Consider the following 19,173-nt stretch of genomic DNA (forward strand, 5'->3'; position numbering starts at 1 on the left):
CTAGGATCCCGGTGCCTGTTCCAGTATCGTGAGGTGGATAGGTCCGGTAGGGACCTGTCGACGATAGATTCTTTCACTTCACGAAAGGGGCAGCCGCCGTGATGCCCGTACATCTGCGCGACAGCGCTATACCCAAACACGAGCAACTGCGAAACATTCTGCTGCACAAGTGCACCCGCGAGTTGCAGCCGGGCGACTTGATGACCAGTGAGCGAAACCTGATGCAGGATTACGGCGTCAGCCGAATCACGGTTCGTGAGGCGATCGGTCAACTTGTCAACGACGGATATCTTGTGCGCGTGCGTGGCAAGGGAACCTTTGTCGCTCACCGCCAGGTTCAATCCAAACTGCACCTCGCGTCGTTCACCGAGGAAATGCGAGCCCAGGGACACGTTCCCACCACTGTGGTCCTCGTCAACGAGGAAGACACCGTGCCCGATGCCACGGCGTCGGCGCTCGGAATGGAGCCGGGATCGTTGGGCTACCACGTCAAACGCCTGCGCTTGGCAGACGGTGAACCGGTGAGCGTCGACGACGGTTGGTACAACCCGCAGCAATTGCCCGGGCTCACCGACCTCGACCTGACCGGGTCGATCTACCGTGCGACGGCCGACAAGTACGACAAGCCGATCGACCGCGCGGAACAGACCGTCAGCGCCGACGGTGCAACTATCGAGATCGCCACTCTGCTCGGGACGAAGAAGGGGGCACCCGTTCTGTACTTCGATCGAGTGTCCTTCAGCGAGGGCGCGCCGATCGAGCACACGTGCAGTTGGTACCGCTCCGACCGTTATCAACTGCAGATGGAAGTACAGGGAAACGAACGAGCAGGCACACGCGCCTGATCACAATCCGAACAGCAGGCGGGCGCATCCTCTTTCGAGGGTGCGCCCGCCTCGCTCGTATTCAGGCAGACCAGTCGAACAAGATGTCGCCGGTCTTCACTTCTTCTCCCACAGAAGGGGATTCGACGGTATCGGGTTTGGAGTCCATGACTACAACCGGGCAGATTGCCGAGTAGCCGGTGGTATCGATGAACGCCGGATCGAAGCTGACGACAGGGTCGCCGGCCGCGACGATGTCACCCTCGGATGCGATGAGCGTGAAGCCCTTGCCTTCGAGTTTGACGGTGTCGATTCCGATGTGAACCAGTACGCCCGTTGCCTTCTCGCCGAAGATGACGAATGCGTGGGGATGGAGTTTAAGGATCTTCCCGGCGATGGGTGCGACAACGGTGAGGTGGCCCTGGTCGCGGGCGGGTTCGAGGGCTACCCCTGATCCGACCATCTGCTGGGCAAAAACCGGGTCGGGAACGTCGGCAAGTGCGAACACACGGCCGGGAAGCGGAGCGAGGACGGAGACGGTCACAGGATGTCCCCGATGTCCTCGGCGAGGATGTCGGCCTCGGGTCCGACGATCACCTGGACGACGGAGCCGGCCTTGAGCACGCCGTGCGCGCCTGCGGCCTTGAGAGCGGCTTCGTCGACCTTGGCGCCGTCCTTGACCTCGGTGCGCAGGCGGGTGATGCACGCTTCGATTTCGACGATGTTCCCGGCGCCGCCGAGGCCCTTGATGATTGCTTCCGCTTTCGACATTGCTGCTCCTGTGTGTGGTCGTAAATGCGTCGGTTGTTGTCGCTGGTGAAGCACTCTGGCTGATAGCGGGACGTGAGTCAACACGTAACTTAAATCACATTCCGGTCTTGACATCTGCGCTTCATCAGGCAAAACTACAACTGGTTATGACCGGACAGTACCCGTTAGCGGTGCAACGCCACAACAGTTTCGGCAAAACGATTTTCCGGCTCCTCGCGGTGGGCGAGGCGTCCACTTCACGTACCTAAACCAGCAGGCCGACCCGTTGCGGCCCAGCGAGCAGAGAAGGTCAACGATGACGCTCGACGACACTCCCAAGAAGGAATCAACGTTCTTCGCCGGCGTACAACGCCTCGGCCGAAGTTTGATGTTGCCCATTGCCGTTCTCCCGGCAGCCGGCATCCTTCTGCGACTCGGCCAGGACGACCTGCTCGGCCGGTTCAGTCCGCTCGAGAGCGCGGCCACGGTGATTTCCGCTGCCGGTCAAGCCGTGTTCACGTGGCTGCCGCTGATCTTTGCCGTCGGCATTGCGATCGGGTGGGCCAAGAAGGCAGACGGATCCACCGCCCTTGCCGCAGTGGTCGGGTACATAGTGATCGACGGTGTCTTCAAGGCCATGTCGCCGATCGTTCTCGAAGGAAAAACCGATCCCAACGGGGATCAGTCGTTGATCAATTACGGCGTACTCGCCGGCATCGTGATGGGTCTACTCTCCGCAATTCTGTGGCAGCGCTTCTATCGAACAAAACTGCCCGACTACCTCGGATTCTTCAACGGCCGACGTTTGGTTCCGATCCTGACCGCCGTTACCGGCCTGCTCGTCGGCGTCCTCATGGCGTTCTTGTACCCGCTGTTCAACTCCGGACTGAACTGGGTCGGTGAAGCAGTTGCCTCGAATACCGTTGTCGGCGGCGGCATCTACGGCGCAGCCAACCGTCTGCTCATCCCGACCGGCCTGCACCACATCCTCAACTCGGCAGTGTGGTTCCTGATCGGCGACTACCAGAACGCCAGCGGTCAGATCATCCGCGGCGACCTCAACCGGTTCTTTGCCGGTGACCCCACTGCCGGGACGTTCATGACCGGATTCTTCCCGATCATGATGTTTGCCCTGCCGGCGGCGGCGTTTGCCATCTGGCGCAATGCCAAGCCCTCTCAGAAGAAGCTTGTCGGCGGCATCATGCTCTCCACCGGCCTCACCGCCTTCCTCACTGGCATCACCGAGCCCCTCGAATACTCGTTCATGTTTGTCGCGTGGCCGCTGTACGTCATCCACGCGCTTCTGACCGGTACGTCGATGGCGTTGGTCAACGCACTGGGAATCCACGACGGATTCACCTTCTCCGCCGGTTTCTTCGACTACGTCCTGAACTTCGGCAAGGCCACCAACGCCTGGATGCTCATCCCGATCGGACTTGGGTACGCGCTCATCTACTACTTCCTCTTCAGCTTTGTCATCAAGAAGTGGAACCTGCGCACCCCAGGCCGTGAGGAAGAAGCCGAGGTTGCGGCAGGCGAGCCTGATGCTGCGCTTCTCGAAGCCGAAATGGCGCTCGCTGCCGAAGGCGACACCCGGACCGACGCACCACTCGTCGCGGAAGTGGAGAAGAAACTCGACAAGGAACTGGAAGGGCGCTGACACATGACAACGGCAACAATCACCGAGCGGAACCAGATCAGTGCACTCGGAGTCAGTGCCGGAGTCGTCTGCGCACCCTGGTTGAGTTTCGCAGTGCCCGAACGTACTTCGGCGCAGGATCCGATCACCGGCGAGCCGGAGTCCGAACTGGCCAGAATTCGAGCGGCGCTCGACACCGTCAGTGCGGAACTCCTGCGCCGCGCCGAATCCGTCGACGGTGTCTCCGCGGACATCCTGACCACGTCGGCGGCGATGGCACGGGATCGGGCCATCGTCGGCGCGGCGCAGAAGAACCTCGAATCAGGTCTGCCGACAGCACATTCGGTGACGGTTGCCTTCGACGGATTCTGCGCCAAGCTCGACGCGGTTGGCGGGTACATGGCCGAGCGGGCAACAGATCTGCGTGACCTCGCTCAGCGGGTGGTCGCAGTGCTGCGCGGCGAACCGATGCCAGGAATCCCCAACCCCGGTTACCCGTACATTCTGGTGGCCCGGGATCTGGCGCCCGCCGATACGGCAACGCTCGGCGACACCGACGTGGTCGGATTGCTCACCGCAGAGGGCGGGCCAACCAGTCACACCGCCATCCTCGCCAAGTCGCTCGGCATTCCGGCGGTGGTGAACTGCGCGGATACCGATCGGCTGATCCCGGGCGCTGTTCTGATCCTCGACGGTTCGAGCGGGACGGTGACGATCGATCCGAGCCCCGAGCAGTGCAGTGAGGTCGCCAGGGAAGCATCGGCCCGTGCTGCTCGCGCCGCGACTGCACGCGGTCCCGGACGTACCCGCGACGGTTTTGCCGTGCGCTTGGCGGCAAACATCGGGACCGTGGCCGATGCCGAACGTGCGGGCGCCGCCGACTGTGAGGGCGTTGGCCTGTTCCGTACCGAATTCTCGTATCTCGGTCGCCACGATGCACCCTCCGTGGCGGAGCAGACCGCAACGTACAGAGCTGTTTTCGAGCACTTTGCCGGAAGCGCCGTTGTGGTGCGGACCCTCGATTCCGGTTCCGACAAACCGTTGCCCTTCCTGGATCTCGGGGTCGAGGAGAATCCGGCGCTCGGAATTCGGGGGCTCCGCGTGGCAAATCTGTATCCGGACACTCTGGTAACCCAGCTCGACGCACTGGTTGCGGCTGCCGATGCAACCGGCGCGGATTTGCGCGTCATGGCACCGATGGTCGCGACGGCCGATGAAGCTGCGGGCTTCGCGGAACTCGCCCGATCCCGTGGGGTCGGCAAGGTGGGCGCGATGATCGAGGTTCCGGCTGCGGCCCTGCGCGCAGGAGATCTCCTCGAACATCTGGATTTCCTGAGTATCGGAACCAATGACCTGAGCCAGTACACCTGTGCGGTCGACCGGATGACGGGCAGCCTCGCACACCTGCTCGACCCGTGGCAGCCGGCAGTCCTCGACCTGATCGCGATGGTCGGTCAGGCCGGAGCCGTCGCAGGCAAACCTGTTGGTGTGTGCGGGGAATCGGCGTCGGATCCGCTGTTGGCGCCGGTGTTGGTCGGTCTCGGGGTGTCGAGTCTGTCGATGTCCGTCGCAGCGATCGGGGCCGTTCGCGCGGAACTGTCGGCGCTCGATCTCGAGGTATGCCTGCAGATGGCGTCGGCGGCTCGTAGTGCCCGAACGCCGGTCGACGGCAGGGCGGCGGTCGCGAGCATCAGGAATTCCTCGTGACCGAGTCACTCGTGCTGCGCGGCACCGTTGTCGGCGGTTCCTCCGGGAGCATCGACGACGGCATCGTTGTGGTCGACGGTGAGCTGATCAGCTGGGTGGGGGCGGCAAAGGACTATGCCTTAGCTGATGGCCCGGATCCCGCTGATGTTCCGGACGCAACCGACTGCGTGATTCTTCCCGGGCTGATCGACGTCCACAGTCACGGCGCCGCGGGAGCGGGTTTCCCCAACACCGACGCGGCGGGCGCCCGAGTGGCCGCGTCGCATCACCGTGAGCACGGGACGACCGGTCTGTTGGCAAGTTTGGTGTCGGCGCCCCGTGCGGATCTGATGCGCCAAGCCGCGATGTTGGCCGACCTGGTTGAGGACGGCGAGATTCTGGGTATCCACCTCGAAGGGCCGTTTATCAATTGTGTTCGATGTGGTGCCCAGGATCCCGCAGCCATAGTTCCCGGGGACCCTGACCTGCTCGAAGAGATGTGCAACGCGGCCCGCGGGCACGTGCGTTCGATGACTCTGGCACCGGAGACGGAGAATTTCGAGAAACTGCTCGACGTCATGCGTCGACGCGAAATTCTGCCCAGCTTCGGACACACCGACGCCGATGCGGCGACTACGTCGACCCGGATCGGACAGGCGGCTCGCAGCGGTCGGGTGAGCGCAACACACCTGTTCAACGGGATGCCGCCGTTGCATCACCGTTCGCCGGGTCCGGTGGCGGCGTGCCTCGCGGCCGCCGGGAGAGGAGAGATGGTGGTGGAACTGATCGCCGATGGAGTGCATCTGGCTCCGGAAACGGTGTCCATGGTGTTCGATACCGTCGGCGCAGACCAGATCACGCTGGTCAGTGATTCCATGGCTGCCGCCGGAATGGCCGACGGAAACTATCAACTGGGCGCTCTGGATGTGGTGGTGAGCGGTGGCGTCGCCAGACTTGCCACATCCGACGGTTCGGACGGGGCCATAGCCGGCGGAACGGCACGACTGCTGGATGTGCTGCGTAGCACCGTGTTCGACAGCGGAGTTGCACTCGCCGATGCCGTCACCGCTGCCACTCGTACCCCGGCAACACTGCTGGGACTGCACGATTCACATGGATCGCTGACTGCCGGCTACCGCGCCGACATCCTGGTCACCGATCGTCACCTGCGCCCGGTGCGCGTACTACACGGCGGTCGGGCCGCCGGAAAGGAAATCTGATGGAAATTGTCATCATGCCTACCCCGCTGGAGGTCGACTCGACGGCAGCAGACATCGTCGAAGGCTATGTCCGACGCGGTGCTACGACGCTTGGGCTCGCAACAGGTTCGTCGCCGATCGGGACGTACCGCGAGCTGGCGCGTCGTCACCGGGTGTCGGGACTGGACTTCTCGCAGGCTCAGGCATTCTTGCTCGACGAGTATCTTGGACTGCCGAAAAGCCATTCGCAGTCGTACTATTCGGTGATTCGCGCCGAATTCGTCGACCACGTCAATCTGGATCCGGAACGGGTGTTCAGCCCAGACGGTGAAGCAGCAATTCCCGATGCCGAAGTGGAACGCTACGACCGTAGTATCGCCGAAGCCGGGGGAGTGGACGTCCAGCTGCTCGGAATCGGCACCGACGGACACATAGGTTTCAACGAACCCGGTTCCGCCCTGTCGTCGCGAACCCGGGTCAAGACGTTGACGGAGCAGACGCGAATCGACAACGCTCGTTTCTTCGAGCGTCCTGACGATGTTCCTCATCACGTTCTCACCCAGGGCCTCGGAACTATCAGTGATGCACGGCATTTGGTGATGATCGCGACCGGCGAAGGCAAGGCCGACGCGATTGCTGCAGCCGTCGAAGGCCCATTGACGGCATTTTGCCCCGCATCGATCCTGCAGTGGCATCGCCACGTCACGGTGGTCATCGACGAAGCTGCTGCCGGGCGGTTGAAGTTGGCCGACTACTACCGGTACGCGCTCGAGAACAAGCCACCCTGGCAGTCGTACTGACATGAGCGCTCTCGAACTTGCCGTTCAGGATGTTCGTGGGGCGCAGATCGCACTCGCCGTGGGGGCGGCGCGTGTTGAACTCTGTGCGGCACTGGGGGCAACCGGTGGTCTCACCCCCAGCTACGGATTGATCGAAGCAGTTGTGGCAGTGGGTGTTCCGGTGCATGTCCTGATCCGGCCACGGGCTGGTGGATTTGTATACTCTGCCGACGAGATGGTGGTGATATGCCGTGACACACGCGCCGCAGTGGCAGCAGGTGCGTCCGGGATAGTGATCGGCGCTCTGACCGAAACCTCCGCGGTCGATGTCGACGCGATGCGTTCGATCATCGACTGCATCGACCCGTCAACTGTCGAAGTCACCGCACACCGCGCCGTCGACGTGGTGCCGGACAGAAATGTGGCACTCGACATCTTGGTGGATCTCGAAGTAACCCGGGTCTTGACGTCGGGCGGTGCCCCGACCTGCGCCGAAGGGCTGGCGGAGTTGGGGACCCTGGTCGATCACGCCGCGGGGCGGATCCAGATCATGGCCGGTGGCGGCGTCCGGATTCCCGATATTGCCGCAATTGCGGCGACCGGAGTCGACGCGATCCACTTGTCCGCTCGCGCGATCGTCGAAGGTTCCGGTGGGCCGGGCGGTGGTAGCGGTGGATATGAGGTCACCGACCGGGAAATTGCGCTGTCCGCGGCTTCGGCCCTAGACATACATGGACATCCAACTATAGGATGGTAGACATACTCGGCGCTGCTTCTCGGGCAGTCCACAACGAGCAAGGAACGGGTTAGCACAATGGTTGACAATGCGGCAGTTCAAGAGTTGACGCACTTCGTCGGTGGCAAGCGGGTTCCCGGAGCTTCCGATCGATTTGCAGACGTCTTCGATCCCAACACCGGTAAGGTTCAGGCGCGCGTCCCGCTCGCAAGCAAGGCCGAAACCGAAGCCATCATCGCCAATGCAGAAGAGGCGCAGAAGGTCTGGGCTGCTTTCAACCCGCAGAAGCGCGCCCGCGTGCTCATGAAATTCCTCCAGCTCGCTCAGGCTGAGATGGACTCCCTCGCTCGTCTCCTCTCGTCCGAGCACGGCAAGACCGTCGCTGACGCCAAGGGTGACATCCAGCGTGGCCTCGAGGTCATCGAATTTGCCGTCGGTGCTCCGCACCTGCTCAAGGGCGAATTCACCGAGAGCGCAGGCACGGGTATCGACGTGTACTCGATGCGTCAGCCGCTGGGCGTCGTTGCCGGCATCACGCCCTTCAACTTCCCCGCGATGATCCCGCTGTGGAAGGCCGGCCCGGCCCTCGCCGCAGGTAACGCCTTCATTCTCAAGCCGTCCGAGCGCGACCCCTCCGTGCCGCTGCGCCTGGCCGAGCTGTTCCTCGAAGCCGGACTGCCCGCTGGCGTGTTCAACGTGGTCAACGGTGACAAGGAAGTTGTCGACGTCCTGCTCACCGACGACCGCATCAAGGCTGTCGGTTTTGTCGGCTCCACGCCGATCGCCCAGTACATCTACGAGACCGCCGCAGCTCACGGCAAGCGTGCACAGTGCTTCGGTGGTGCCAAGAACCACGCGATCGTCATGCCCGACGCAGACCTCGACGAGGTTGCCGACGCCCTGATCGGTGCCGGCTACGGCAGCGCCGGTGAGCGTTGCATGGCCATCTCCGTTGCCGTTCCCGTCGGCGAAGAGACGGCAGATGCGCTGGTTGCCAAGCTGAAGGAACGCGTCGCGAAGCTGAAGATCGGTCGCAGTGACGACGAAGGTGTGGACTTCGGTCCCCTCGTCTGCCAGGACGCCCTCGACCGCGTCAACAACTACGTGCAGATCGGCATCGACGAGGGCGCAACGGCAGTCGTCGACGGCCGCGGCTTCACCCTCGAAGGCCACGAAGGCGGATTCTTCGCCGGCGCAACCCTGTTCGACAACGTTACGTCGGATATGCGCATCTACAAGGAAGAGATCTTCGGACCCGTACTTCAGGTTGTGCGCGCTGCCGATTACGAAGAGGCACTGCGTCTTCCGACGGAACACGAGTACGGCAACGGCGTTTCCATCTTCACCCGTGACGGCGACACCGCGCGTGACTTCACGGCCCGCGTCAACGTCGGCATGGTCGGCGTCAACGTGCCGATCCCGGTCCCGATCGCGTACCACACCTTCGGTGGCTGGAAGCGCTCCGGCTTCGGTGACCTGAACCAGCACGGTCCCGACTCCTTCCGTTTCTACACCAAGACCAAGACGGTGACGCAGCGCTGGCCTTCCGGCAAGAAGGAAGAGACCAACCACTTCGTCATCCCCACGATGAACTGATCGGAACACTTTCCATGTTTACTCTGACCGATGACGAGCGGGCGATTCGTGACACTGCCCGCGACTTCGCGGCCGAGCATCTGGCACCGAATGCGGTGGAGTGGGATCAGACCAAGCATTTCCCGGTGGACGTTCTCCGCAAGGCGGCGTCCCTGGGGATGGGCGGGATCTACATTCGCGAGGATGTCGGTGGCAGTGAACTGACCCGCGTCGACGCCGCTCGGATCTTCGAGGAGCTCGCCAAGGGGGATCCGTCGATCGCCGCGTACATCTCCATCCACAACATGGTCACGTGGATGATCGACCAGTTCGGCAACGACGAACAGCGCCACAAGTGGGTACCCGGACTCTGCTCGATGGATCAGTTGGGCAGTTACTGCCTGACCGAGCCCGGTGCAGGTTCCGACGCGGCCGGCTTGAGCACCAAGGCTGTTCGCGACGGCGACGACTACATCCTCAACGGTGTCAAGCAGTTCATCTCCGGCGCAGGGACTTCCGATGTCTACGTCGTGATGGCCCGAACCGGATCTGCTGGTGCCAAGGGAATCACGGCGTTCATCGTGCCGAAGGATTCGCCTGGCCTGTCCTTCGGTGCCAACGAGATCAAGATGGGCTGGAACGCACAGCCCACTCGTCAGGTGATCATGGAGGACGTGCGCGTGCCCGCCGCCAACATGCTCGGCGAAGAAGGCAGCGGATTCCGCATCGCGATGAAGGGCCTCAACGGCGGTCGCCTCAACATCGCGGCGTGCTCGGTGGGCGGCGCACAGGCGGCGTTCGACAAAGCCGTCGGATATCTGGTGGACCGCAAGGCTTTCGGTTCGGCGTTGATCGAATCGCAGGCTCTGCAGTTCCAGCTCGCCGATATGCGGACCGACCTGGAAGCTGCGCGAACCCTGCTGTGGCGCGCTGCCGCAGCTCTCGACGAGGGCGCACCCGATGTCGTGGAACTGTGCGCGATGGCGAAGCGCTTCGCGACCGACAACGGTTTCGACGTGGCCAACCGGGCGCTACAGCTTCACGGCGGGTACGGCTATCTTGCTGAGTACGGGATCGAGAAGATCGTTCGCGATCTTCGCGTTCACCAGATCCTCGAAGGCAGCAACGAGATCATGCGTGTGGTCATCGCTCGCAGTGTGATCGCAGGGCAGGGAAAGCAGGGAGCAGCATGACCGAAGAGAACGAAGTTCTGATCGAGAAGCGCGACGGGCTGGGACTCATCACCCTCAACCGTCCCAAGGCGATCAACGCGCTCAACCACTCGATGGTGACGGCGATGGCCGCGGCACTCGAGGCCTGGAAGTCCGACGACGAGGTCAAGGCCGTTGTCCTGACCGGTGCAGGCGAACGTGGCCTGTGCGCGGGCGGCGACATCGTCTCGATCTACCACGACGCCAAGGACGGCAAGACCGGTTCGCTCGACTTCTGGCGCGACGAGTACATCCTCAACGCCGAGATCTCGAACTACCCGAAGCCGTACATTGCAATCATGGACGGCATCGTCATGGGCGGAGGTGTCGGAGTGTCCGCACACGGCGACGTCCGCATCGTGACCGAGCGTTCCATGATCGGAATGCCCGAGACCGGAATCGGATTCATCCCCGACGTCGGCGGAACGTACCTGCTCTCGCGCGCTCCCGGAGAGCTGGGAACACACATCGCGCTCACCACGGCACGCTTGAGTGCCGGCGACGCCATCGCGACGGGATTCGCGGATCACTTCATCCCGTCCGAGAACATCGAGACGTTCATCGAGGCGATCGCATCGTCGACGGTAGAGCAGGCCGTTGCTCAATTTGCCGAGCCCGCACCGGTTTCGGAACTACTGGCACAGCAGAGTTGGATCGACGCCGCGTACTCGGCAGACAATGTCGTCGCGATTGTCGAGCGACTGCGCGCCAGTGGAATTCCCGAAGCGGAGAAGGCCGCCGAGCAGATTCTCGGTAAGTCGCCGATCGCGCTGGCCGTCACGTTGCGTTCACTTCGTCACGCCAAGGGTGCCGACAGTCTCGAAGACGTTCTGAACGAGGAGTTCCGGGTGTCGACGGCGTCACTGAGTTCGCACGATCTCGTCGAGGGCATCCGCGCACAGGTGGTCGAGAAGGACCGCAACCCGCAGTGGCTGCCCGCGACCCTCGCGGACGTCACCGAAGCCGCCGTGGACGCGTATTTTGCGCCCCTCGGCGAGCAGGAACTCGGCCTCACCCCTCAACCGCAAGGCAACTGATCACCGCCGAAGGAGCATCACTAATGAGCACCATTGGATTTATCGGACTCGGACACATGGGTGGACCGATGGCGGCCAATCTCGTCAAGGCCGGACACACGGTAGTCGGGTTCGACCTGGCGCCGGCAGCCCTCGAGCAGGCGGTCAAAGACGGTGCATCGGTAGCGGATTCGGCTGTCGATGCGGTGCGCGACGCAGACGTCGTCATCACGATGCTGCCGAGCGGTAAGCACGTTCTGGGGCTGTACGACGATCTGCTGCCCGTCGCTAAGCCGGGCACACTGTTCATCGACTGTTCGACGATCGACGTCGCCGATGCCCGCGAAGCACACGAGCGGGCAGAGGCCGCCGGACACCGTAGCGTCGACGCCCCGGTCTCCGGTGGTGTTGTCGGCGCAACCGCCGGAACCCTCGCATTCATGGTCGGCGGATCCGAAGAGGACTTCCAGGCCGCGTCTCCGTTGCTGGACGTGATGGGCCGCAAGGTCGTTCACTGCGGCGACGCCGGTGTCGGTCAGGCCGCGAAGATCTGCAACAACATGATCCTCGGTGTCTCGATGATCGCGATCAGCGAAGCATTCGTGCTGGGTGAGAAGCTCGGACTGAGCAACCAGGCGCTCTTCGACGTCGCGTCCAACGCATCGGGACAGTGCTGGGCGCTCACGTCCAACTGCCCGGTACCAGGACCGGTGCCTACCAGCCCGGCCAACAATGACTACCAGCCGGGTTTTGCGGTCGCGTTGATGGACAAGGATCTCGGTCTGGCAGCAAATGCCCTGCGTACCAATGGTGTTGACGCCGAACTCGGTCTCAAGGCTGCTGAGCTCTACAGCCAGTACCATGCCGCGGGTGCCGGTGGTCAGGACTTCTCTGCCATCATCAACGACATCCGAGACCGTTCGACCGAAGGACAGCAGTGACCGACTTCAACACCATCATTCTCGAGCGTAAGGGCCGCGTCGGCGTCATCACGCTCAACCGTCCCAAGGCGCTCAACGCACTCAACTCCGAGCTGATGAACGAGGTTGTTGCCGCGGTAACCGACCTCGAAGCGGACAACAACATCGGTGCCATTCTGATCACCGGTTCCGAGCGCGCATTTGCCGCCGGCGCCGACATCAAGGAAATGCAGTCCAAGACGTACATGGACGCGTACGTCGAGGATTTCTTCACCCCGTGGGATCGAGTTGCCGCAGCTCGCAAGCCGCTGATCGCCGCAGTTGCCGGATACGCACTCGGTGGCGGTTGCGAACTCGCGATGCTCTGCGACTTCATCATCGCCGCGGATAACGCCAAGTTCGGCCAGCCCGAGATCAAGCTCGGAGTTATCCCCGGAATCGGTGGCTCACAGCGTCTTACCCGCGCGGTGGGCAAGGCAAAGGCCATGGAAATGTGCCTCACCGGACGCAACATGGACGCCGAAGAAGCCGAGCGCGCCGGCCTGGTGTCTCGCATCGTCCCGGCGGCAGATCTGCTCGACGACGCACTGAAGACGGCAACCACGATTGCCGAGATGTCCCTGCCGATCGCGATGATGGCCAAGGAAGCGGTCAACCGCTCCTTTGAGTCTTCCCTCGCCGAGGGCGTCCGCTTCGAGCGTCGGGTCTTCCACTCGACCTTCGCTACCGAAGATCAGAAGGAAGGCATGGCCGCATTCGTCGAGAAGCGGTCAGCTGAGTTCAAGCACCGCTGACAAGTCCCCACGATCCTGAAGGATTCTGCTCGCTCAGCGAGTGAAATCCTTCAGGATCGTTGTGGTTTCACCCCTCGAAATCGCCAGCGGTCTTCCGCAATTCAGTGAGGATTGTCACTAATTGCGTGAGCTTGTCCGGTTCCAAGCCTGGGTTCGCAAAGACCTTGGCATTCAGCAGTTCCGTAGCCTCGAGCGCCAGTGCTCGGCCGGAATCCGAAATCTCGATGAGTGTTGTACGACGATCGCTGGGGTGGGGGACACGTCGTACCAATTGCGCTTTCTCGAGGCGATCCACCGCATTCGTGACGCTGGTGGGGTGAACCTGCAAGCGTGCGCTGGCCTTCGTCATGGGCAGTGCGCCCGACCTCGTAAAGGTGAGCAGTGTCAACAACTCGTAGCGAGCGAACGTCAACCCCAGCGGTTTGAGCACTTCCTCGACTCGCGCCATCATGATCTGCTGCGCCCGCATCACCGACGTGACAGCGGCCATCCCGTCGGCAACGTCACTCCAACCGTGCTCGGTCCATTGCCGATGCGCCTCTTCGATGGGGTCGATGGGAAGCGGCGAAAGGGGAGGCATACGTTCGATCATCCCATGCCTGCCAGAGCCTGAGCGCCTTGTCTGATTATGTGTCGCGGGCCGTCACATCTGTAGAGTCCTCCGAGTGATTTCAATCCTCGTCGCGGGTGGCGTCTCGTTGTTCGTCGCTCTGTTCTTGACGCCCTTCCTCATCCGGGTGTTGTCCAAACAGGGGCTCGGGCATGAGATCCGCATCGACGGTCCGCAGAGCCATCAGGGTAAGCGCGGTACGCCGTCCATGGGCGGCATCGCGATCATCGCGGGCATGTGGGCCGGGTACCTGGCTGCCCATGCCATCGGTTTCGGTTCGCGTCTGCCCAGATTGTCCGCGTCGGGATGGTTGGTGCTGGCGCTGGCAACTTCCTTGGGTGTGGTCGGCTTCCTCGACGACTTCATCAAGATCCGCAAGAAACGCAACCTCGGATTGAACAAGACGGCGAAGACCGTCGGACAGTTGGCGAGCGCCATCATTTTCGGTGTGCTGTTTCTGCAGTTCTCCAACAGCAAGGGCGTAACGCCCGGCAGTCAATATCTCTCCCACGTTCGAGATATCTCGGTGTTCTCGATGGGAACCATCGGGTTCCTGATCTTCTTCTGCGTGCTTGTCTTTGCGTGGTCCAACGCCGTCAACTTCACCGACGGTCTCGACGGCCTCGCAGCCGGGTCGATGGGCATGATCCTGGGCACTTACGTTGTCATCGCAGGATGGCAGTACCGGAACTCCTGCGTCCTCGATCCTGTTGCCGGGTGCTACGACGTTCGCGACCCACTCGACCTTGCGATAGTTGCCGCAGCGGCGGGTGGGGCGTGCCTCGGGTTCCTGTGGTGGAACGCGGCGCCGGCTCAGATCTTCATGGGCGACACCGGTTCATTGGCACTCGGCGGTTTGGTTGTCGGTCTTTCGGTCACCACACACACCGAACTACTGATGGTCATCATCGGCGCCCTGTTCGTGGCCGAGATCCTGTCGGTGATCATCCAGGTGCTTGTGTTCAAATCGTCCGGCCGACGCGTATTCAAGATGGCCCCGATACATCATCACTTCGAGTTACTCGGTTGGCCCGAGACAGTGGTGATCGCTCGCTTCTGGATTTTCGTGGCCATTTCCTGCGTGATCGGACTGGCGACCTTCTACAGCGAATGGTTTGCGGCTGCCGGCTAGACCTGAGCCGTGCGGCTAGTCGCCACTAGAGCGATCAATCCCACGGAAACACAGGCCGTCATCGTGACGGCGAGCGCAGTACTGGTGTTTCCGAGCAGTCCGACAGCCGGGGCGATGGCAGCGCCCACACCGAACTGGAACGCGCCCAGCATCGCGGCAGCCGTTCCGGCTGCTTCTCCGTGACGGGAGAGTGCCAGTGCCGGGGCGTTCGGTAGAACAAATCCCACCGCGCCGAGCATGACCCACAGCGCGATCACAAATCCGATCAGGCCGCCAAGGTCGAGCGCCGCGACGACGATGACCAAGACTCCAGAGGCAACTGCAGTGACAAGCGCCGACCGGGTGATCTGCTGCGGCGTCCAGCGATCCAGCAGACGGACGTTGACCTGTGACGCGCCGATCAGTGCAATGGCGCCGGCGCTGAACAGCAGTGCAAACTCCTGCTGATTGAGGCCGTACTGGTCCTGATAGACAAACGAGGCACCGGAAACGTACGCGAACAGAGACGCCATACCGACGCTGGAGACCAGCGTCAGGACCATGAAGGTGCGATCACGGAGAAGCGATCCGTACATCTGGAGAACTGATCGCACGCCGCTGGCGCGCCGCTTCTCGCGGGGCAGAGTCTCCGGAATCCCGAAGGCGCCGATCATGGCCGTGCCGACACCGATCAATGCAAGGACGACAAAGATCCCGCGCCAATCGAGCGCAACCAACAGTGCGCCGCCGATGCTGGGGGCCAGAATCGGCGCGACGCCGAGAACAAGCATCAGCCGACTCATGACGACGGCTACGGTATTGCCGCTGTACAGATCGCGCACGATCGCCATCGTGACCACAGCGGCAGCGGCCGCGCCCATGCCCTGGAATACCCGCAGAATGCCGAGAACAGCAATCGTGGGCGCAAACACGGCCAGCAACGACGCGACGACGTGCACGCCGATGCCGGCGAGCAACGGCTTCTTACGGCCGAGAGTGTCCGAAAGCGGGCCGACGAGCAATTGCCCGAGGGCCAGTCCGATCAACGTTCCCGTGATCGTGAGCTGGACCGTCGACGACGAGGTGCCGAGGTCGTCGGCGATATCCGGCAACGCCGGTAGATACATGTCGATGGTGAAGGGGCCGAGCGCCGTCATGGATCCGAGAGCAAGGATCTTTCCGATGCTCGGCTTACGTTCAACCGTTGTCGGCGAAGCAGCGGGATCCACGGGTGGTGCGGTGGCGGTCTTCTCGGCAGTCACGAAGCAAGTCAGCAACAGGACGGTCCGATTTGTTCCCGTTGGTCAGGGAAGCGTTTGGAACGACCCCGACCCGACGATTTCGTCATCGGCTTCCACGGTGTAGTTGTACGTCGTATTCGGGGCGAGACTGGAGACGATGCTCAGCGTCCGCAGCCCGGTTCGCGTTGTGTAGTTGTACACGTAGAACGGGCCTTGGGTGGCTGTCACCCGGAACGTAGTCCGACTGGTTCCGGCAGGAATAGTGACGACTAGATTTGCGCCGATCCTCGTCGGAGTCAGCGTGTAGTTCCACACCGCCGGTGGTGGCGTTGTCGTTGTCGTTGTCGTAGCGACCGGCGTTGTTGTCGTGGTGATCGGGGGAGGGCTGGTTGTTGTTGCTGGGGTGGTCGTCGTGGTTGTTGTTGTCGGCTGGGTTGCAGTCGGCTCGGGTGTAGCGGCGACCGTGGTTGTGGGAACCTGATTGTTCGGGGCGTGATCGTCCAGGTGACGCGCGAGAACCGTGCCGAATGTGCCGGAGAGGTTGTGGCCGAGGCCGGCGGGAGACTCGAGATCCGTCGTAAAGCCTTGTGCCGAATACCAAGCCGACCCCTTCTGGGCGTCGAGCACGGCGTTGTAACCGTCGCTGACGTTAGTGCCGTTGTCGGCGGCCCCGGTGTACCAATGCATGGGAAGGTCGGCGATCAGACCGTCGGCAAAGGGCTGCGCCGAGACGCGTGGCACGCCGCCGCCGCCGAAGACCACAGTGCCGCCGCCGTCGATCTTGCTCGAGTACTTCGGTAGGAAGAACTGAGTGATGAACTGGGAGCCCCCGCTGTAGCCGACGAGCCAGATGTCCTCGGTGTCGATGTTGTAGCCCGTTTCGAGAGTGTCGAGCAGGTTTGCGACAAAGTCTGCGTTTGCGCTCCCGTTTTCCCACCACGTAATTTCCCCGGCAGAGTCCGGGGTGCGCACGGGGACAGTGATGTAACCCCGTGAGCGGGCTTGTGCCACGATGCCCGACGGGCCGCCGAGGCTGTACGACGAGGTGGGGTTCGCGAATTCGTACGCCCCGTCTCCGTGGAACTGCAGCACCAATCCGGCGGCATGGTCCTGGGGAATGCCCGCGGCGTACACGTGGTATTTCGACGAAAGACCGTTCGACGCGGTGAACGGCTGGAAGGTCCGGTCCGAATAGGCCATGCCGGTGCCGTTGGTGCTCTCGGCCGAGGCGATAGGTGGTGCAACGACGATCGCAGCGAGACCTGTCAATGTGGCCAGTGCAGCTGCGGCCAGGGCAGTCGCGGCCGTAAGTCGTGCTCGGGGCATCGGTGCTGCCTTTCGTCTCGGGGGCATGGCGTAACTTGCGTCACTCCAGCCCCGAGTGAACCATGCCTGTTCTGGTACGGCACAGTCGGTATTTCCCAAGCGAGTACCCCTCCTTTGGCGGCCAGTAACCCAGCAAACAGGGGGCTTCGCCCCCGTGCGCCTTTCTGGTAGTTCCCGCTACCGGAAAGGCACACAGGGGCGTAGCCCGAATCACGCTGATCAAAACTGTGGTTCGGCGGCGGCATCGAGGGCATAGTTACTTCATGACGCGGGTGTGGCCGAGTGGCTAGGCACCGGCCTGCAAAGCCGTTCACGTGGGTTCGAATCCCGCCATCCGCTCGAATGACAAGCGGGGCCGACAAAAGTCGGCCCCGCTTGTTTCTCGCCGACCATCTGGCGAGTGTTCTGCAACGATCAGCTGTTCACCGGAATAAGCTTCAAGGCCTTCTGGATCGCTGCAAGGACGTCGATGACTGTGCTGAGCGTGCTGATGGAACCCACGAATGTCCTCCGAGTGTTGAAGTGCTCGGCGTTGTGCCGTGCAGGAGAAAGTTAGCAAGCCTGACGGCTTTTTGGGCGGTTTGCCGCTTTCGGAAGAATGAAATCTGGGTCAACATACAAAAACTGGCCGGACTCCCCGAAGGCCGGCCAGTTATTTGTGAAGCGTGGTGATCAGCTGAAGGCGGACACCGCGGTGAAGAAGGCGATGGCAGCGGCACCGAGCTTGAAAACCTTGGTGATGTCATCGAGGGTGACGCCTTCGGGCAATACGTCTTCAACAGACTGCATGTCGTAAGTCCTTACGTTTGTGGGAACTGTGGTCCAGTACCGCTGCAAGCAAGATACCTAACGTCACGCTTCTGTGGACGGTGGACTGGGTCACAAATGCAACGAATTGCACTTAAAGTCGTGTTATGACGCGCCCGGTGCCGAGATTACGAAGGTACACACGCTCTGGATTGTCGTTTGACGTCCGCGACGAAGGCCCACTCGACGGACCGGTAGTTGTCCTACTTCACGGCTTTCCGCAGGACTCGACGTCTTGGGATCGGCTGGTGCCGTTGCTCCATGCCCGGGGCTATCGGACGCTCGCGCCGGATCAACGTGGCTATTCGCCGGAGGCCCGGCCGAGCGCTCGGAGTGCGTATCGCCGCAGCGAGCTTGCCGCCGACACTGTTGCCCTGATCGACGCAGCCGGCGCCGCCCCGGTGCACCTGGTCGGCCACGACTGGGGAGCCGCCGTGGCTTGGCAGGTCGCGGCCGAGCGCCCGGACTTGATCCGCACCTTGACGGCGTTGTCGGTTCCGCATCCTGCGGCGTTTGTCCGAGCATTGCTGACCAGCAGTCAAGCCCTGCGATCCTGGTACATGCTTGCCTTCCAGCTGCCGATACTTCCGGAATGGATACTGCGCCGAACCGCTGACACAATCATGGTCAAGAGCGGGCAGAGCCTCGAGTGCGCCCGCCGCGATCGGGACGCGATGGCCATGCCGGGACGCCTACGCGGTGGCCTGAATTGGTATCGCGCGTTGGCGTTGAACAGTCCGAGCGCGGGTTCCGGGCGCGTCAGCGTGCCGACACTGCACATCTGGAGCGACGGCGACATCGTGCTCGGGAGAAAGGGAGCCGAGCTCACGACGCGATACGTGGACGGCCCGTACCGATTCGAAGTTCTTCGCGGCGTGAGCCACTGGATACCCGACGAGGCACCGCAGCAACTGGACCGGTTGCTCGCAGAGCACCTGCAGAATTGACC

General features: G+C 62.4%; 18 protein-coding genes and 1 tRNA gene. 14 read left to right on the top strand and 5 right to left on the bottom strand.

Translation table 11 applies throughout. The annotated features are described in order from the left end of the window. The first annotated feature begins 98 nt into the window (after window positions 1-98). Window positions 99-845 carry a GntR family transcriptional regulator gene (locus CJ178_RS29835; protein WP_045071374.1) on the top strand — a complete coding sequence of 249 codons (747 nt, stop codon included), beginning with the start codon at window positions 99-101 and terminating at the stop codon, window positions 843-845. Between the two features lie 61 nt (window positions 846-906). On the opposite strand, the gene CJ178_RS29840 is transcribed toward CJ178_RS29835, so the two are convergent. Continuing rightward, window positions 907-1,368, bottom strand: coding sequence for a PTS sugar transporter subunit IIA (locus CJ178_RS29840; protein ID WP_095888627.1), 462 nt, complete (start codon window positions 1,366-1,368; stop codon window positions 907-909). Then, window positions 1,365-1,595, bottom strand: a complete 231-nt coding sequence (locus tag CJ178_RS29845) for a glucose PTS transporter subunit EIIB (RefSeq protein WP_045071371.1) — start codon at window positions 1,593-1,595, stop codon at window positions 1,365-1,367. Before CJ178_RS29845 ends, CJ178_RS29840 begins: the two co-directional genes overlap by 4 nt. Window positions 1,596-1,890: 295 nt before the next feature. On the opposite strand from CJ178_RS29845, the gene CJ178_RS29850 reads away from it, so the two are divergent. From CJ178_RS29850 to CJ178_RS29895, 10 genes are read left to right on the top strand one after another with little or no spacing between them, the layout of a single operon-like run. Then, window positions 1,891-3,234: a PTS transporter subunit EIIC gene (locus CJ178_RS29850; protein WP_095888628.1), complete on the top strand. Its 1,344-nt coding sequence runs from the start codon at window positions 1,891-1,893 to the stop codon at window positions 3,232-3,234. Window positions 3,235-3,237: 3 nt separating this feature from the next. Next, entirely contained in the window at window positions 3,238-4,920 is a 1,683-nt protein-coding gene (gene ptsP / locus CJ178_RS29855) for a phosphoenolpyruvate--protein phosphotransferase (RefSeq protein ID WP_095888629.1), read from the top strand. Next, complete coding sequence (gene nagA, locus CJ178_RS29860; RefSeq protein ID WP_095888630.1) at window positions 4,917-6,119, top strand: N-acetylglucosamine-6-phosphate deacetylase; 1,203 nt, start codon at window positions 4,917-4,919, stop codon at window positions 6,117-6,119. The genes ptsP and nagA overlap by 4 nt, the downstream gene beginning before the upstream one ends. After that, complete coding sequence (nagB, locus tag CJ178_RS29865; protein ID WP_095888631.1) at window positions 6,119-6,898, top strand: glucosamine-6-phosphate deaminase; 780 nt, start codon at window positions 6,119-6,121, stop codon at window positions 6,896-6,898. Before nagA ends, nagB begins: the two co-directional genes overlap by 1 nt. Before the next feature lies 1 nt (window position 6,899). Then, window positions 6,900-7,634 (top strand): copper homeostasis protein CutC, encoded by a 735-nt coding sequence (locus tag CJ178_RS29870; protein WP_033236065.1) that lies wholly within the window; start codon window positions 6,900-6,902, stop codon window positions 7,632-7,634. Window positions 7,635-7,691: 57 nt separating this feature from the next. Next, a complete protein-coding gene (locus CJ178_RS29875; protein ID WP_033236066.1) occupies window positions 7,692-9,209 on the top strand; it encodes a CoA-acylating methylmalonate-semialdehyde dehydrogenase in 1,518 nt (505 codons plus the stop codon). A 14-nt stretch (window positions 9,210-9,223) separates the two neighbouring features. Beyond that, window positions 9,224-10,381, top strand: coding sequence for an isobutyryl-CoA dehydrogenase (locus CJ178_RS29880; RefSeq protein ID WP_033236067.1), 1,158 nt, complete (start codon window positions 9,224-9,226; stop codon window positions 10,379-10,381). Beyond that, a complete protein-coding gene (locus CJ178_RS29885; RefSeq protein WP_033236068.1) occupies window positions 10,378-11,436 on the top strand; it encodes an enoyl-CoA hydratase/isomerase family protein in 1,059 nt (352 codons plus the stop codon). The genes CJ178_RS29880 and CJ178_RS29885 overlap by 4 nt, the downstream gene beginning before the upstream one ends. Window positions 11,437-11,459: 23 nt before the next feature. Continuing rightward, on the top strand, window positions 11,460-12,356 hold the full coding sequence (gene mmsB, locus CJ178_RS29890) for a 3-hydroxyisobutyrate dehydrogenase (protein ID WP_033236069.1): 897 nt from the start codon (window positions 11,460-11,462) through the stop codon (window positions 12,354-12,356). After that, complete coding sequence (locus CJ178_RS29895) at window positions 12,353-13,129, top strand: enoyl-CoA hydratase (RefSeq protein ID WP_033236070.1); 777 nt, start codon at window positions 12,353-12,355, stop codon at window positions 13,127-13,129. Before mmsB ends, CJ178_RS29895 begins: the two co-directional genes overlap by 4 nt. 67 nt (window positions 13,130-13,196) lie before the next feature. Here the strand turns inward: CJ178_RS29895 and CJ178_RS29900 are convergent, their stop codons facing one another. Then, window positions 13,197-13,709: a MarR family winged helix-turn-helix transcriptional regulator gene (locus CJ178_RS29900; RefSeq protein WP_033236071.1), complete on the bottom strand. Its 513-nt coding sequence runs from the start codon at window positions 13,707-13,709 to the stop codon at window positions 13,197-13,199. Window positions 13,710-13,794: 85 nt separating this feature from the next. Here CJ178_RS29900 and mraY point away from each other — a divergent pair, with 85 nt between their 5' ends. Next, the gene (gene mraY, locus CJ178_RS29905) at window positions 13,795-14,871 is read left to right on the top strand and encodes a phospho-N-acetylmuramoyl-pentapeptide-transferase (protein WP_095888632.1); all 1,077 of its coding nucleotides are present in this window, start codon (window positions 13,795-13,797) and stop codon (window positions 14,869-14,871) included. On the opposite strand, the gene CJ178_RS29910 is transcribed toward mraY, so the two are convergent. Both CJ178_RS29910 and CJ178_RS29915 read right to left on the bottom strand, forming a co-directional pair. Further along, window positions 14,868-16,079, bottom strand: a complete 1,212-nt coding sequence (locus CJ178_RS29910; protein WP_257013570.1) for a multidrug effflux MFS transporter — start codon at window positions 16,077-16,079, stop codon at window positions 14,868-14,870. The genes mraY and CJ178_RS29910 overlap by 4 nt on opposite strands. 75 nt (window positions 16,080-16,154) lie before the next feature. Further along, window positions 16,155-17,417 carry a hypothetical protein gene (locus tag CJ178_RS29915; protein ID WP_095888634.1) on the bottom strand — a complete coding sequence of 421 codons (1,263 nt, stop codon included), beginning with the start codon at window positions 17,415-17,417 and terminating at the stop codon, window positions 16,155-16,157. Between the two features lie 268 nt (window positions 17,418-17,685). Between CJ178_RS29915 and CJ178_RS29920 the strand changes: the two genes are divergently transcribed. Further along, a tRNA-Cys gene (locus CJ178_RS29920) sits at window positions 17,686-17,756 on the top strand. A 575-nt stretch (window positions 17,757-18,331) separates the two neighbouring features. Continuing rightward, the gene (locus CJ178_RS29925) at window positions 18,332-19,171 is read left to right on the top strand and encodes an alpha/beta fold hydrolase (protein WP_095888635.1); all 840 of its coding nucleotides are present in this window, start codon (window positions 18,332-18,334) and stop codon (window positions 19,169-19,171) included. Window positions 19,172-19,173: the final 2 nt, after the last annotated feature.

Origin of the sequence: Rhodococcus sp. ACPA4 (assembly GCF_002300185.1) — a bacterium.
Lineage (GTDB): Bacteria > Actinomycetota > Actinomycetes > Mycobacteriales > Mycobacteriaceae > Rhodococcus_F > Rhodococcus_F globerula.